Genomic DNA, 14,547 nt, shown 5'->3' with positions numbered 1-14,547 from the left:
GTCATGCCGGGCCTGGCGACCACGAACTCCTTGATCAGGAGCTACGAAAAAGGTAACGGGGGGTGACGGGATGGACGACCTCGGAGCGCGGCTTCGGCGCGCACGCGACGACGCCGGAATCAGCCTCGCCGCGATGGCTGCCCGGACCCACTTCAGCAAGCCGCTGCTCGGGCTGCTGGAAACCGGGAAACGCACCATCAAGCCCGAACACGTCGTCGCGTACTCTCGCGCTCTCTGCGTGCCCGTGGCGGCCCTGTACGGGGCCCCGGACGACCCGCTGCGGGTCGCGCACGAATGGCTGGTGTCCGACACCCCCGCCGCCCGGCACACCGCCGCAGGACGCCGCGTCGGCGCCACCCTCGCCGCCGAGCTAGAGGAACGGGTGGTCGAACTCCGCCACCTCGACGACGTGATCGGCGGAGGCGACCTCATCCCGCTCGTCCGGCGCGAACTCGCCGACACCGAACGCGTGGTGAAGGAATCGAGCTACAGCGCCGACACCGGCCGCCGACTCCTCACCGCCGTCGGCGAACTCGCCCAGCTCGCCGGGTGGGTCGCCAGCGACGCCGGACAGTACGCCGAAGCGCAACACGTGTACCTGTCCGGCGTGTCCGCCGCCGCCGACGCCGGAAACCGGCCCCTCGCCGGGCAACTCCTGTCCAGCCTCAGCTACCAGATGGCGAACCTCGGCGACCCCGCCGACGCGGCGCTCCTGGCCCGCTCCGCCGTCGCCGGTGCCCGCGACGCCACCCCCGTAGTGCGCGCGCTGCTGCTCGAACGGCTCGCCTGGGCGTCCGCCCGGTCCCGCGACACCGACGCCACCCGCCGCACCCTCGACGCCGTCGACGACGCCTACGCGGCCCGCTCGACCGGCACGGAAGAACCGGAATGGGTGTACTGGCTCGACCGAAACGAAATCGACGTCATGGCCGGACGCTGCCTCATCGAACTCGGCGACCCGGCACGCGCGGAACCCCTCATCACCCACGCCGTGGACGCCTACACGCCCGAACACGCCAGGGAAGTCGCGCTCTACCGGACCTGGATCGCCGAGGCGTACGCCCGGTCCGGTGAACTCGACGCCGCGCGCTCCGCGCTACGGGCGGCCCGCGAGTCAGGCGACGGCGTCAACTCGACCCGGCTCGCCGTCCGCGTCGAACACGTCGCCCGGCTGGTCGGAGCGGACGCATAACGCCCGCCCCGGGCCACCGCGCCGACCCGGTAACCTACGCCGAACTCGCGTGAGAACCGGGGCAGCAGTTGCGAGTCAGGCTCGGTCGAACTGCCGCACCTTGGCCGCGTCCCGGCGCACCGGGGCCCGGCCGATCGGCTGGACCGGCGCGGGGCCCGGGTCCAGCTTCGGGATCGGCAGCTCCACCGGCTCCTCGGTCACGGTGAACCGCTCGCCGTGGTGGATCAGGTCCAGTGCCGGCCCGTTGAGCACCCGGTACGTCGCCGCTTCGTGCCCGATGGACACCTGGAACCGCGTTTCGCGGAAGGCGAGGCGGAACGTCAGGCCGTTGAGCTCGTCCGGCAGCCGCGGCGCGAACGACAGCTGGCCGCCGAAGTCCCGGAAGCCGCCGAATCCGGCCACGGCGGCCTGCCAGGCACCGGCCAGCGACGCCATGTGCAGGCCGTTGCGGACGTTGTTGTGCACGTCGTGCAGGTCGGTCAGCGCGGCTTCGGCGAGGTAGTCGTAGGCCAGCTGCAGGTGGCCGACTTCGGCCGCGATCACGGCCTGGGTGCCCGCGGACAGCGAGGAGTCGCGGACCGTCCGGGCTTCGTAGTAGGCGAAGTCGCGGGCTTTTTCCTCGGGGCTGAACGAATCCCCGCACAGGTGCAGGGCGAGCACGAGGTCGGCCTGCTTGACGACCTGCTTGCGGTAGAGGTCGAAGTACGGGTAGTTCAGCAGCAGCGGGTAGAAATCCTCGTCGGTGGCGGCGAAATCCCACTCGTCGTGCTGCAGGAAGCCTTCCGACTGCGGGTGCACGCCGAGTTCCTGGTCGTACGGCAGCGCCATCGCGTCCGCCGCGGCGCGCCAGGAATCGATCTCCGCGGTGTCCACTTCGAACTGTCCGGCGACGTCCGGATGCCGCTGGCACACGTCGGCCGCGGCGAGCAGGTTCTTGCGCGCCATCAGGTTCGTGTAGACGTTGTTGTCCGCCACCGCGGAGTACTCGTCGGGCCCGGTGACGCCGTCGATGCGGAAGTGCCCGTGGTGGTCGTAATGCCCGAGGGACGCCCACAGCCGCGCGGTTTCCAGCAGCAGTTCCGCGCCGCAGGTGCGCTCGAAATGCTCGTCCTGGGTGGCGTTCACGTAGCGCACCACGGCATCGGCGATGTCCGCGCTGACGTGGAACGCCGCGGTCCCGGCCGGCCAGTACGCGGAGCATTCGGCTCCGTTGATGGACCGCCACGGGAAAGCCGCGCCGCGCAAGCCGAGCTGGGCCGCGCGTTCCCTCGCTTTGTCTATTGTGGAGTGTCGCCAGCCGAGCGCGTCGCGGGCGGCGTCCGGCATCGTGTACGTCAGCACCGGCAGGACGAACGTCTCGGTGTCCCAGAACGCGTGCCCGTCGTAGCCCGGGCCGGTGAGGCCTTTCCCGGCGATGGCCCGGGTTTCGCCGCGGGCGCCGGCCTGCAGCAGGTGGAAGAGCGCGAACCGGACCGCTTGCTGGAGTTCCGGGTCGCCGTCGATTTCGATGTCCGATGTGGCCCAGAAGTCGTCCAGGAACTGACGCTGTTCGGCGGCCAGTCCTTTCCAGCCGGTCTGCCGGGCGCCGGCGAGCGCGGCTTCGACCTGCGCGCGCAGCGCGGGTGCGGACCGTTGCGCGGACCAGCCGTAGGCGAGGAATTTGGTGACCCGCAGCCGTCCGCCCTTGGGCACGTCGACCGCGGCGGTGAGCCGGGCGAGGTCCTCCTCCGCGTGGATGCGGGTGCGCAGGCCGTCGTCCACCTCGATCTTGTGGTCCATCGCGGCGGCGACCCGCAGCCCGGACATCCGGGTCTGGTGCACCAGCACGGCCTGATAGCCCGCGGCGTGGCAGAACTCGCCGACCAGCGGCGCGTCGAGCGCGGCGGCGACGCGCGGGTCGTGCGTGTCCGACTCGACCGGTTCGTTGGCCAGCAGGTCGGACTGGACGACGAGCTGCAGGTCCTCGTCGAGCGGTTCGACCTCGTAGCGGATCGCGGCGACCGCGCGCTGGGTGAAGGACACCAGCCGTTCGGTGGTCACCCGCACGCGCCGTCCGGTGGGGGAGGACCACTCGGTGACGCGGCGCAGCGTGCCGCGGCGGAAGTCGAGCACGCGGTCGTGCGCGGTCGCGATGCCGTAGCGCATGTCCAGCGGTTCGTCCTCGACCAGCAGCCGGATGATCTTGCCGTCGGTCACGTTGACGACGGTCTGGCCTTCCTCCGGATAGCCGTAACCGCCCTCGGCGTAAGGGAGTTCGTGCTGTTCGTAGAAGCCGTTGAGGTACGTGCCGGGCAGCCCGCGCGGTTCGCCTTCCTCGAGGGTGCCGCGCAGTCCGATGTGCCCGTTCGAGACCGCGAAGGCGGATTCGGTGCGCTGCAACGCATCCACGTCGAGGCCGCGCCAGCGCAGCTCCCACGGCGCGCATTCGTAACCGAGGTCCGTCACTTGTCCTCCAGCAGTTCGGCGAGGTCGTCCACCACGACGTCGGCGCCGTGCGCGCGCAATGCGGCAGCCTGGGCTTCGTCTTCCCGGTTCACGCCCACGACGTACCCGAAACCGCCGGCTTTGCCCGCTTGGACACCGGATTGCGCGTCCTCGAACACCACCGCCTGCTTCGGGTCCACGCCGAGCGCCTTGGCCCCGGCCAGGAACGAATCGGGCGCCGGCTTGCCTTTCAGGTGGTCGCGGCGGATGACCAGGCCGTCCACGCGGGCCTCCACGAAGCGGGACAGGTCGGCCGCGTCGAGGACCTTCGCGCCGTTCGCCGAGGAGGTCACCACGGCGATCCGCAGCCCGGCTCGCTGGGCCGCCTCGAGGTAGCGCACGGAACCCGGGTACGGGTTCACGCCGCGCTCGTCGATGATTTTCAGGACGAGTTCGTTCTTGCGGTTGCCGATGCCGTTCACGGTCGGCGCGTCCACGGGATCGTCCGGGCTGCCTTCGGGGAGTTCGATTCCGCGGGAGCGAAGGAATTCCCGGACGCCGTCGGCCCGGGGGCGGCCGTCCACGTAGGTGGAGTAGTCGGCGTCGGTGAATTCCTGGAAGGCGTCGCCGTCCTTGCTGCGCAGGTATTCGTCGAACGTCCGTTTCCACGCCTCGCGGTGGAGCACGGCCGTCCCGGTCAGTACGCCGTCCAGGTCGAAGAGGCAGGCGGTGATGGTGTCGGGCAGTCCGATCATGCCTGCAACGTACCTGTCCTGGGGGAGGTTCGCGGGGTGTTGGCGTGGGCGGCTCGTCGCCTGGCGGCGACATTGCGCCCGGGTGAGTGGCGTGGGGCACCCCGAAGCTTGATTGTGCTGACGGTTCGGGGGTGCTTGTCAAGGCGGGAAANNGGGAAAGCGTGCCTTGACAAGCACCCCCGAACCGCAGAGAGGCTTCGTATCGGGGTGCGGGGGAGGGGCTGGGTGCCTCGATCTTTGGGTGCGGCGGTGCGGTTTTAGGTCCTTCACGGAAAGTCAGGCGGCGCCTACTCGGCGGTCGAAGACCAGGCGTTCCGCGGCGCGCAGGCCTACGCTGATCGCGCCGGTGAGGACGCCGTCGTCGCCTAGTTCGCCTTGTACCACTGTGGTGGTTAACGGGGTGAAGGCGCGAAGAGCTCGGTCGATCGGTTCCAGCAGCAGGTCTGCTGCCGTTCCTACGCCGCCGCCTAGGACGATGAGTTCCGGGTCGATCACCGCGGCGACCGAAGCGACGGTGTAGGCGAGCCGGTCTGCCTCTGCCGACACCGCGCGTTGCGCCAGTTCGTCTCCCTCGCGGGCGAGGCGGAAGACCTCACGGGCGGAGCGTGCGGTGCCCAGGCCGAGTTCGCGGGCGCCCCGGACCACCGACTGGGCGGCGGTCGCTTCTTCCAGGTGCCCGCGCGCGGGCGGTTCGCTGGGTTCGTCGGTCACGCGCGTGCGGCCGTAGGGCAGATAGCCGATTTCGCCCGCCGCGCCGGTGGCGCCTCGGAAGACCCGGCCGTCGACCATCAAACCCATGCCGACGCCGGTGCCGATGGTGATGCAGCCGACTACCGACGCTCCGCGCGCGGCGCCGCTTTCCCATTCGCCGACCGCGGTGAGGTTCGCGTCGTTCTCCACCAGCAGGTCCGGCCCGAGCACCTGCTCCAGGTCGTCGAGCAGGCCCGGCCGGCCCCAGCCGGGCAGGTTGGGCGCATGCCGGAAGCAGCGTTTCACCGGATCTGCGACGCCGGGGGAGCCCAGCACGCGGACCACGATGTCGTCGCTGGTCAGCCCCGCCTCGGCGACGATGTCCGTCGCCAGTTTGCCCAGCGCGGAGATCAGCGCGCTGCCGGAGCGGGCCGTGTTGCGCACGTCGCGCCGGGCGACCGTGGTGCGGCCCAGGTCGGCGACCGCGACCCGGATGTGCTCGCGGCCGATGTCCAGGCCCAGCACGTATCCCGCGGTCGGGTCCGCCTCGTAGAGCACCGCGGAACGGCCGGTGCCGGTGGACGTGTGCCCGGTCGCGCGGGCGAGCCCGGCGGCCTCCAGCGCCAGCAGCGCCTGGCTCACCGTCGGCTTCGACAGTCCGGTGTCCTTGGCCACCTGCGGCCGCGTCGCGGGCCCGCCGCGGCGCAGCAGGTCGAGCACCGCCCGCTGGTTGATCCTGCGCATCCCGGCCGGGGTGCCGACCGGTGGTGTACCCGACCCTGCCACCTGCTGAGTTTCCTTCCCGTTCGGACTTCCGTCCTGCCACGGTAACCGGATTCGCCCCGCTTTGGCAGGAAAGTTTCTTTTCTTCCGGCTCGGGCGGGCAGGCGGGAGATCTTGCCCCCGACGATACGGGCTCGGCAGTCCGGACCCGGGTACGGCACGCGGAGTTTGCCGTCGGCTAGCCGACCCGGTCAGGCATCCGGCAGCCAGTTGCCGTGGAACCCCGCGGGCACGCGAGAAGGCAGATGGACGGTCGCGACCGGGTCCGCCTCGATGTCCTGCGCGTCGAGCACCACCAAGTCGCTGCGGTCGTTCGGGCCGTCGTAGACATAGGCGAGCAGCCAGCCCGCGCCGTCCGGACGGTCCTCCGCCGGAACGAAAACCGCTTCGCCCGGAATGTGCCCGTCCGGGAACAGATGCTCGCGCGAGGAGTTCGCGTGCAGGTCGTAGCGGCGGAGCACGAGCGGGCCCTCCGCGCCGTGCCGTCCGGTGACGTGCCCGAAACGGGCGTCGAGCCCGGCGAGCCGGTCGTCGATGCGGGGGGAACTCGCCGTCGCGGTCGTCGAGCGGATCCTCGGTCACGGCGCCCGCGCGCGGGTCGATCGTCCACCGCCACAGCACGCCGTCCGGGGCCGGCACATCCGGCTGGAAAAGCTGCTCGTACCGGACGACGTGCACCACGATCCGGCCGCCCGCGGTGTCGTGCGCGTTGAGAGTGTGGAAGACGTAGCAGGGATCGATCTCGAACCAGCGCACGCCGTCCTCCGGCCGTTCGCGGCTGAGCAGGCCGAGCCGCGCGCCGTACGTGTCGCTCCAGCGGTGCGGCAGGCCGCCGTCGGTCCCGCGGTGGAACACCACCGGCAGGTCGAAGAACACCACGTGCCGGCGGGTGAGCGCGAAGTCGTGCATCATCGTCAGACCGGGCACGTCGATCGGCTGCCGCAGCACCAGTTCCCCGGCGGCGTCGGCGCGGTAATAGCTCACGTGCGGGGCGGTGAGGCTGCCGTAGCCGAAGAAATGCAGTTCGCCGGTTTCCGGGCAGATCTTGGGATGCGCGGTCATCGAATCGGCGAGCTTGCCGTCGAAATCGTAGACGCCGACGGTGTCGAGATCCGTGGTGATTTCGTACGGCAGCGAGGATTCCACGAGCGCGAGCGTGCGTCCGGCGTGGTTGACGACGTGGGTGTTGGCGACGCTCGACCGGAGATTCCTGCTTCCGTCGGCGTTGTAGAGCAGGGGATTCGGGAGGTCGAAGCTCTCGGTGCGCACCCAGCGATTGCGATACCACGCCGCCCGCCCGTTTTCCAGTCGCACGCCGTGCACCATGCCGTCGCCGGTGAACCAATGCGCGCTGTCCTGGCGGGGATTCGGCCCGTTGCGCAGGTACCAGCCGGTGAGCTCCGGCGGCAGCACGCCGGTGACCGGCAGGTTGTCGGCGGTGAGCTCGTCGTGGACCGGGGCGTAATGGCTCTTGAGGTGGAAATCGGTGGTAGCCATCAATTCACGCGGCTTTCTGGGCGCGAGCCCGGACAATGCGCGGGTAGCGAATGGTGAACGAGATCGGAATCGCGAAGCCGAGCACCTTGATGACGATCAACCCGACGGTGGCGTGCGGCGCGTAATGCAGCAGCACGGCTTCGGCGATTCCGGCGAGCGTGAAACTGGCCGCCCACACCGCGGTGATGACGACGTTGACCCGGCGAAAGACTTCCGTCGCGGCGATTTCCGGCGGCGCCATGGTTTTCGCGATTCCCAGCGTGAACGGCCGTTTCGCGGCGATCGACCCCCAGGCGGTCACTGCCAGCCAAAGATCGGTGAGCGCGCCGACGTAATCCCGCAGCGGCGAGGCCGGGTCGCTGAAGGACCAGACCGAGAGGGCGGCGAAGAAGGCGACCGCGGAGACCTCGATGAACAGCGTGTCCCAGCCCTTGCCGCGCCGGCGTTCGAGCAGGAGCAGCCCTCCGGCGAGCACCAGCCCGGTCAGCCCGGACCACCGCCAGTCGGCCTGCGTCGACACGACCGCGAAGGCGATCCAGGGAAGGAAACTCTTCAGGTAGTTCATCGGTGCCCCTCGTCCACATTCCAGTAGTGACATGTCAAAGCTAGAACGTGCGGACTGGACATGTCAATAGTGGAAGGTAGGGTGAGGGCATGACGTTGCGACACGCGGTGCTCGGACTGCTCGCCACCGCCCCGGGAAGCGGCTACGACCTGCTGAAACGCTTCGAAACGGCGATGGCGAGCGTCTGGACGGCCACGCAGAGCCAGCTGTACGGGGAGCTCGGCAAGCTGGAGAGCGCCGACCTGATCGAGGTCTCCGCGGAGGGCCCGCGCGGCCGCAAGGAGTACGCGATCACCGAGGCCGGGCGCGCGGAACTGCGCAAATGGCTGCTGGAGGACCGGGCGCCGGCGCCGCGGCGCAACGAGATGCTGCTGCGGGTGTACTTCCTGGGCGAGGTCACGCCGGAGGAGGCCCGGGGCTTCTTGCGCAGGCACGGCGCTTTCGCCGAGGGGCTGGGCGACGAGCTGGCGAACCTGGAGGCCTCGATCGACTGGGACGACAGCGATCCGTCGCTGTACGGCCGCTTGGCGCTGGAATGGGGCAAGCGGTACGCGGCGATGGAACGGGACTGGGCGGAGTGGGCGGCGGAAACGATCCGCGCCCGCCGCGGGTGACGATCGTGCCCGGCAACGAGTCCCGCCACGGCGGCGACGAAGCCGTCTTCGCCGGTGATCTTCGGGACGAGGGCGAGCCGGAGGCCGAGTTCCATCCCGGCGTCGCCGCCCGGTTCCCGCGCAAGAACGCGGCCGCGGGAGTGCTCGCCCGCGACGAACACGGCCGGATCCTGTTCGTCAGTCCGACCTACAAGCCGTTCCTGGAGATTCCCGGCGGCTTGGTCGAAGACGACGAATCCCCGCTGGCCGCGTGCCGTCGGGAGGTCCGCGAAGAACTCGGCATCGACCTGTCGGTCGGACGGCTTCTCGTCGTCGATTGGCTGCCCTCGCACGGCGTTTGGCGGGACAGCCTGCAGTTCGTCTTCGACGGCGGGGTGCTGAGCCGCGACCGGATCGGGGCGATCCGCCTGGCCTCGGACGAGGTGAGCCGGTTCGAGTTCCTCGAACTGGCGGCCGCGCGTGCGCGATTGCGTCCGTCCAAGGCGCGGCGGATCGCTCTGGCGCACCAAGCGTTCCTGGACGGCGAGACGGTCTACGGCGAGTTCGGCCGGAGGCTCGGGTAGCGAAGCCTCCGGCCGTGCCGGGTCACGCGTCGGAAGACCGCTTCCAGAGGTTGATGTCCTCGTCGGTGGCGTGCTGGTCGATCTCGGCCAGCTCCTCGTCGGTGAACGACAGGTTGTCCAGCGCGGCCACGTTGTCCTCCAGCTGCTTGACGCTGCTGGCCCCGATCACCAGCGACGTCATCCGCGGATCCCGCAGGGCCCAGGCCAGCGCCAGCTGCGCCAGCGTCTGCCCCCGTCGCGCGGCGATCTCGCCCAGCGCCCGGATCTTGCCGAGCTTCTCCTCGGTGATCGTGTCCGGGTTCAGCGACTTCCCTTGCGCCGCGCGGGAATCCGCGGGCACTCCGGAGAGGTACTTGTCGGTCAGCAATCCCTGCGCCAGCGGCGAAAACGCGATGCACCCGGCCCCGACCTGCTCGAGCGTCCCGAGCAGATCGTCCGCCTCGGTCCAGCGGTTGAACATCGAATACGACGGCTGGTGGATCAGCAGCGGCGTGCCCAGGTCGCGCAGCAGCTGCGCGGCTTCGGCGGTCCGCGCGGAGTTGTAGGACGAGATCCCGACATACAGCGCCTTGCCCGACCGGACGGCGCGGTCGAGCGCGCCGACGGTTTCCTCCAGCGGCGTCTCCGGGTCGAACCGGTGCGAGTAGAAGATGTCGACGTAGTCCAGCCCCATCCGGCCGAGCGACTGGTCGAGGCTGGCCAGCAGGTACTTCCGCGAGCCCCATTCGCCGTACGGGCCGGGCCACATGTCGTACCCGGCCTTGGTCGAAACGATCAGCTCGTCGCGGTACGGCTTGAGGTCGCTCGCCAGCAGTCGGCCGAAGTTCTCCTCGGCGCTGCCGTAGGGCGGGCCGTAGTTGTTGGCCAGGTCGAAATGCGTGATGCCCAGGTCGAAAGCCCGGCGGACGATGTCGCGCTGGACGGTGAGCGGACGGTCGTTCCCGAAGTTGTGCCACAGCCCGAGCGAGATCGCGGGCAGCTTCAAACCGCTGCGCCCGCAGCGGCGGTAGGGCATCGAATCGTAACGGGCGTCAGCGGCTGTGTAAGTCACGCCGCGATGCTAGCCGCGAGGCTCGGCTGATGCCCGTGCACGGCGGGTGCCCAGCCGGCCAGTGGGCAAAAGACGGTTTTGCGCGCGACATCCCATTTGACTCCGTACTATGCGGTCGACCGTGGGTACGACGACGCCTGGTGAGGGTTTTCATGGCAATGCTTAGCCGGTTCGCGCCCGGGCTGGCGCTCGTCGTGCTGGCCGCGGGATGCGGCGGTGCCAGCCCGGCGGAGACGTTCTCGAAAACGAACGCCTGCGAGTTGCTGGCGACTGCCGCGCGGGGGACGCCGATCGACCCGCAGCGAAGCGAGTACCAGCTGGCGGAATCCACCTCGGCTGGGGGCGTCGGCGGCTGCCGCACCGAGTGGAACCCGCCGTCGGGCAAGCTGACCGGCGGCGACCTGGCCGCGACCCTCGAGCTGGGCGAGGCGGAAGACTGGAGCGGGCACAGCGAGCCGAGCACCCAGGCCGGGCACGAAGTCCGGAAGGACACCACGAAAGCCGGCGGCGGATGCCGGTACCAGGTCCGGATTCCCGGCTCCGACGCGGCGGTGCAGATCTGGTACCTCGACCGGTCGGTGAGCAACGAAGGGTCCTGCCCGGTCGCGAAACGATTGGTGGACCAGGTCATTCCGCGCCTGCCGTGAACCGGCTCCGCTGCTCCCGACACGGGCCTGCTGTCTGAGCGGTGCTGGTGTCCCGTCCATGGATCGGATGAATGCGCCGGCGAGGCGCGGTTTGCCGTGCTGATTCCGAGGGCTCGGCGACGATCGGTCCGATGTCTGCCCGGCGGGACGCCGTTCGACGCGGCCGCCCAGTACAGTGCAGGTGAGCGATCGCTTAGGGAGGCCACGTGGGCACCGGGTTTTTCTCGTCCGTCGACGACGTGTCGGCGCAGCTGGCCGAGGCCGGATACCTCGCGTCGACCGCGGTCGCGACCACGGTCTTCCTCGCCGACCGGCTGGGGAAGCCGCTGCTGGTCGAGGGCCCGGCCGGGGTCGGCAAGACCGCGCTGGCGACGGCGGTCGCCGAGGTCACCGGCTCGCGGCTGGTGCGGTTGCAGTGCTACGAGGGCATCGACGAGGCCCGCGCGCTGTACGAGTGGAACCACGCGAAGCAGCTGCTGCGGATCACCGCGGGCCGCGACGAGACGTGGGACGAGGCGCGCACCGACATTTTCGGCGAGGAATTCCTGCTCCGCCGCCCGCTGCTGACCGCGATTTCCGGCACCGAGCCGACCGTGCTGCTGATCGACGAAACGGACAAGGCCGACGTCGAGATCGAGGGCCTCCTGCTGGAGGTGCTCGGCGATTTCCAGGTGACCGTGCCGGAACTGGGCACGATCACCGCGACGCAGCAGCCGTTCGTGGTGCTGACGTCGAACGCGACGCGCGAGCTGTCCGAGGCGTTGCGGCGGCGGTGCCTGTTCTTGCACATCGATTTCCCGGACGAGGATCTCGAACGCGAGATCGTCCGGCTGAAAGTGCCCGGGATCGAGGCCGCGCTGGCGGATTCGGTGGTCCGGGTGATCGCCGCGCTGCGGGCGATGGACCTGCGGAAACTGCCGTCGGTGGCGGAGACCGTCGACTGGGCGCGCACGCTGCTGGAGCTGGGTGCGGGCGCGCTGGACGAGCGGGTGGTGCGCGAGAGTCTCGGCGTCGTGCTGAAGCATCAGGACGACATCGCTAAGGCCGGGGCCGGGCTGCGTCTCGACCAGGTGCTGGACGCGTCGTGACCGCCGCGCCGGGCCTGACCGGACGGCTCGCCGAATTCGTGCGGGCCCTTCGGGCGCAAGGCATCCCGGCCGGTCCCGGCGAGACGGCCGACGCGGCGGCCGCGCTGGAGGTGCTCGGCCTGGACGACCGCGAACTGGTCCGCGAAGGGCTCGCCGCCGCGCTGGTCCGCCGGGGCGGGCAGCGGACGGTGTTCGACGCCGCGTTCGACCTGTATTTTCCCGCCGGCGTCGGCGCCCCGGAGCTGGCGCGCGAAAATCCGCCGCGGGACCGGGAGGAACTGCGGGAAGCGCTCGCCGCCGCGTTGGCCGAAGGCGACGACCAGGCGCTGGACCAGCTCGCCGGGCTCGCCGTGGACCTGCTGGGACAGTACGGCGTCGGAACCGGCCCTGGCGGCGGGTACTCCGCGCACCAGACGCTCGACCGCCTGCAACCGCAGACGCTCATCGCCCAGGTGCTCGCCGCGATGCGCGCCTCCGGCTCGTCGGAGGAGTTCGCCGACCGGCTCGCCCGGGACGAAATCCGCCGCCGCGTCGAGGGTTTCCGCGGCCGGGTGCGGACCGAAGCCCGCCGTCGAGCGGCCGAACTCCGGGGCCGCGAACGGATCGCCAAGCACGCGATCGCTCCTGCCGCGGACCGCGTCGACTTCCTTCTCGCCAGCCGCACGCAATTGGCCGAACTGCGGCGCACCATCCAGCCGCTGTCCCGCAAACTCGCCACCAGGCTTGCCGCGCGTCGCAAACGCACCACACGCGGCCAGATCGACTTGCGCCGAACGCTGCGTCGTTCACTCTCCACTGGCGGCGTGCCCTTGCGCCCAGCCTACCGGCATCGGCGGCCCGGCCGCCCGGAAATCATCCTGCTGTGCGATCTTTCCGGCTCGGTGGCGGGGTTCGCGAACTTCACCATGCTGCTGGTGCAGGCTTTGCGGGACCAGTTCAGCAAAATCCGCGTGTTCGGTTTCGTCGACAGCACCGACGAGGTGACCCATCTCGTGGACACCGGCGCCGCCGATCCCGAACAGCTGGGCGCGCGAATGCTCAGCGAAGCCGCGGTCGTCCGCTGGGACGGCCACAGCGATTACGGCCGTGCACTGGGGCAATTCACCTCGCACTGGCTGGACGCGGTGGGTCCGCGAACGTCAGTCCTCATCCTGGGCGACGCCCGGACGAACGGCGGCGACCCGAACCTCGACGCCGTCCGCGCGATCCGCTCCCGAGCCCGGCACGTCCACTGGCTGAACCCCGAGCGCCGGTCCCTGTGGGGAACCGGCGATTCGGCCGCGCCGGACTACGCGGAACTGGTGGAGATGCACGAATGCCGGAACGCGCAGCAGCTGGGCGTGCTGGTCACACGCCTGCTGCCGACTTGAGCCAGCCCTCAACCTCCTTGCGCAGCAACGCTTTGGTCTCCTCCGGCGCGAACGACGCGTCCACCGCGTTGCGCGCCAGCTGAGCCAGGGCCTCGTCGGCGTACCCGAAAACTTCCCTCGCCCGAGTGAATTCGTCGGTGATCGTGGTGCCCGTGACGTCCGGGACATCCGTGTTGAGCGTGACTTTGAGTCCTGCCTCGACCAACCGGGGGAGCGGATGCTCCGGGAGGGACGGCACGAGTCCGAGCGTGACGTTCGACGAGGGGCACACCTCGAGCGCGATCCCGCTTTCCGCTGTCCGGGCAGTCAGTTCCGGGTCTTCCAGAATGCGGATTCCGTGCCCGATCCGCTCCGCGCCACCGATTCCGAGCGCCTCGCGAATGCTCTCCGGCCCGGCGTCCTCGCCAGCGTGATGCACCAGGTGCAGCCCCGCCTCGCGCGCCCGGACCAGCACCTCCCGGAACGGGGCGAGCGAGTGCTTTTCCTCGCCGGCCATCCCGATCGCGATGACCTCTTCATGCCGCGTGGCCAGCTCCAACGTCTTCTCCGCCCGGTCGACCGACCTCCGCCGTGAGTGGTCGAGAATCAGCCGCCAGTGCAGCCCATGCTCTTTCCCGCCCTCCGACAGTCCTTTGAGGACGGATTCCAGCGGAAGCTCAAGATCGCCGACGCGTTCCCCGTGCGAGGCGGCGGTGAAGGTGACCTCGACGTACCGAGTCCCCTGCGCCGCTTCGTCCGCACAGAACTCGCGCGCGATCCGCTCGAAGTCCGCGGCCTCGCGCAAACACGACCGAGTGAGACTGTTGCGATCCGCGAACGCCCGAAACCCGTCGAACGCGGCCGGTCTGTCCGGCACCTGGACTCCGTGGACGGCCGCGAGTTCCTTCAGCGTGCCCGGGCGGATGGTGCTCTCGAGGTGGACGTGGAGATGGACCTTGGGAAGGGCCGAAAGATCGCGCACGCGTGGATGATGCCTGCCACGGCGTCCCCTGTCATCCAAGTTTCGCCGGGAACCCGGGACGGCCAGTCGACGTTGGGTGGGTGACGGAGGTTTCCGCAGGGGAAGGGACTTTGCGCGATGGCTTTGATGAAGAAACTCACCATGCTGGCCGGTGCCGCGGGCGCGGTGTCGTACGTGCGGAAGAACCCGGAGAAGGTGAACGAGGCCGTGGGCAAGGCGGCGCGCTTCGTGGACGAGAAGACGAACGGGCGCTACCACTCGCAGATCGCGGGAGCCGTCCGCAAGGTCTCGGACACGACCCGTCCGCGGACGGCTGAATGAGCTCTGGCCTGACTCGGGTGCGGGCT

At 69.9% G+C, this 14,547-nt stretch carries 13 protein-coding genes and 1 pseudogene; 7 read left to right on the top strand and 7 right to left on the bottom strand.

Translation table 11 applies throughout. The features are described 5' to 3' along the window. The first annotated feature begins 70 nt into the window (after window positions 1-70). Window positions 71-1,192 (top strand): helix-turn-helix domain-containing protein, encoded by a 1,122-nt coding sequence (locus tag L942_RS32595; RefSeq protein ID WP_051166407.1) that lies wholly within the window; start codon window positions 71-73, stop codon window positions 1,190-1,192. Window positions 1,193-1,267: 75 nt separating this feature from the next. Here L942_RS32595 and L942_RS32590 read toward each other — a convergent pair whose 3' ends face one another. From L942_RS32590 to L942_RS32570, 5 genes and pseudogenes are all read right to left on the bottom strand, one after another. Beyond that, window positions 1,268-3,637, bottom strand: coding sequence for a glycoside hydrolase family 65 protein (locus L942_RS32590; protein ID WP_037367679.1), 2,370 nt, complete (start codon window positions 3,635-3,637; stop codon window positions 1,268-1,270). Beyond that, window positions 3,634-4,371 carry an HAD family hydrolase gene (locus L942_RS32585; protein WP_037367677.1) on the bottom strand — a complete coding sequence of 246 codons (738 nt, stop codon included), beginning with the start codon at window positions 4,369-4,371 and terminating at the stop codon, window positions 3,634-3,636. The genes L942_RS32590 and L942_RS32585 overlap by 4 nt, the downstream gene beginning before the upstream one ends. Window positions 4,372-4,647: 276 nt before the next feature. Then, entirely contained in the window at window positions 4,648-5,805 is a 1,158-nt protein-coding gene (locus L942_RS32580; RefSeq protein ID WP_440201350.1) for an ROK family protein, read from the bottom strand. A gap of 630 nt (window positions 5,806-6,435) precedes the next feature. After that, window positions 6,436-7,341, bottom strand: a pseudogene (locus L942_RS32575) (carotenoid oxygenase family protein); the annotation flags it as partial. Window positions 7,342-7,345: 4 nt separating this feature from the next. After that, window positions 7,346-7,906: a hypothetical protein gene (locus L942_RS32570; protein WP_037367675.1), complete on the bottom strand. Its 561-nt coding sequence runs from the start codon at window positions 7,904-7,906 to the stop codon at window positions 7,346-7,348. An 89-nt stretch (window positions 7,907-7,995) separates the two neighbouring features. Here L942_RS32570 and L942_RS32565 point away from each other — a divergent pair, with 89 nt between their 5' ends. Together L942_RS32565 and L942_RS32560 are read left to right on the top strand one after the other, a co-directional pair. Then, window positions 7,996-8,520: a PadR family transcriptional regulator gene (locus L942_RS32565; protein WP_106965114.1), complete on the top strand. Its 525-nt coding sequence runs from the start codon at window positions 7,996-7,998 to the stop codon at window positions 8,518-8,520. Between the two features lie 5 nt (window positions 8,521-8,525). After that, window positions 8,526-9,083, top strand: a complete 558-nt coding sequence (locus L942_RS32560; RefSeq protein ID WP_106965117.1) for an NUDIX domain-containing protein — start codon at window positions 8,526-8,528, stop codon at window positions 9,081-9,083. Between the two features lie 22 nt (window positions 9,084-9,105). On the opposite strand, the gene mgrA is transcribed toward L942_RS32560, so the two are convergent. Next, window positions 9,106-10,134: an L-glyceraldehyde 3-phosphate reductase gene (mgrA, locus tag L942_RS32555; protein WP_037367674.1), complete on the bottom strand. Its 1,029-nt coding sequence runs from the start codon at window positions 10,132-10,134 to the stop codon at window positions 9,106-9,108. A gap of 152 nt (window positions 10,135-10,286) precedes the next feature. Between mgrA and L942_RS32550 the strand changes: the two genes are divergently transcribed. The 3 genes from L942_RS32550 to L942_RS32540 all read left to right on the top strand — a co-directional run bounded on the left by L942_RS32550 (window position 10,287) and on the right by L942_RS32540 (window position 13,239). Further along, complete coding sequence (locus tag L942_RS32550) at window positions 10,287-10,781, top strand: hypothetical protein (protein WP_158684570.1); 495 nt, start codon at window positions 10,287-10,289, stop codon at window positions 10,779-10,781. Window positions 10,782-10,987: 206 nt separating this feature from the next. Further along, window positions 10,988-11,869 (top strand): AAA family ATPase, encoded by an 882-nt coding sequence (locus tag L942_RS32545; protein WP_009080300.1) that lies wholly within the window; start codon window positions 10,988-10,990, stop codon window positions 11,867-11,869. Beyond that, complete coding sequence (locus L942_RS32540; RefSeq protein ID WP_037367669.1) at window positions 11,866-13,239, top strand: vWA domain-containing protein; 1,374 nt, start codon at window positions 11,866-11,868, stop codon at window positions 13,237-13,239. Before L942_RS32545 ends, L942_RS32540 begins: the two co-directional genes overlap by 4 nt. Here the strand turns inward: L942_RS32540 and add are convergent. Further along, a complete protein-coding gene (add, locus tag L942_RS32535; protein ID WP_037367668.1) occupies window positions 13,217-14,200 on the bottom strand; it encodes an adenosine deaminase in 984 nt (327 codons plus the stop codon). The genes L942_RS32540 and add overlap by 23 nt on opposite strands. A gap of 117 nt (window positions 14,201-14,317) precedes the next feature. On the opposite strand from add, the gene L942_RS32530 reads away from it, so the two are divergent. Next, window positions 14,318-14,521, top strand: coding sequence for an antitoxin (locus L942_RS32530; RefSeq protein ID WP_037367667.1), 204 nt, complete (start codon window positions 14,318-14,320; stop codon window positions 14,519-14,521). Window positions 14,522-14,547 lie beyond the last annotated feature (26 nt).

This window comes from Amycolatopsis orientalis DSM 43388 (assembly GCF_000411975.1).
In the GTDB taxonomy this organism is placed as follows: domain Bacteria; phylum Actinomycetota; class Actinomycetes; order Mycobacteriales; family Pseudonocardiaceae; genus Amycolatopsis; species Amycolatopsis orientalis_D.
This window is presented reverse-complemented; position numbering and strand designations above follow the sequence as displayed.

Coding starts and splice junctions, on each gene's coding strand:
- L942_RS32585 (WP_037367677.1), bottom strand. CDS start 4,371: ATGATCGGACTGCCCGACACCATCACCGCCTGCCTCTTCGACCTGGAC.
- L942_RS32530 (WP_037367667.1), top strand. CDS start 14,318: ATGGCTTTGATGAAGAAACTCACCATGCTGGCCGGTGCCGCGGGCGCG.
- L942_RS32595 (WP_051166407.1), top strand. CDS start 71: ATGGACGACCTCGGAGCGCGGCTTCGGCGCGCACGCGACGACGCCGGA.
- L942_RS32580 (WP_440201350.1), bottom strand. CDS start 5,805: ATGCGCAGGATCAACCAGCGGGCGGTGCTCGACCTGCTGCGCCGCGGC.
- L942_RS32550 (WP_158684570.1), top strand. CDS start 10,287: ATGGCAATGCTTAGCCGGTTCGCGCCCGGGCTGGCGCTCGTCGTGCTG.
- L942_RS32565 (WP_106965114.1), top strand. CDS start 7,996: ATGACGTTGCGACACGCGGTGCTCGGACTGCTCGCCACCGCCCCGGGA.
- L942_RS32570 (WP_037367675.1), bottom strand. CDS start 7,906: ATGAACTACCTGAAGAGTTTCCTTCCCTGGATCGCCTTCGCGGTCGTG.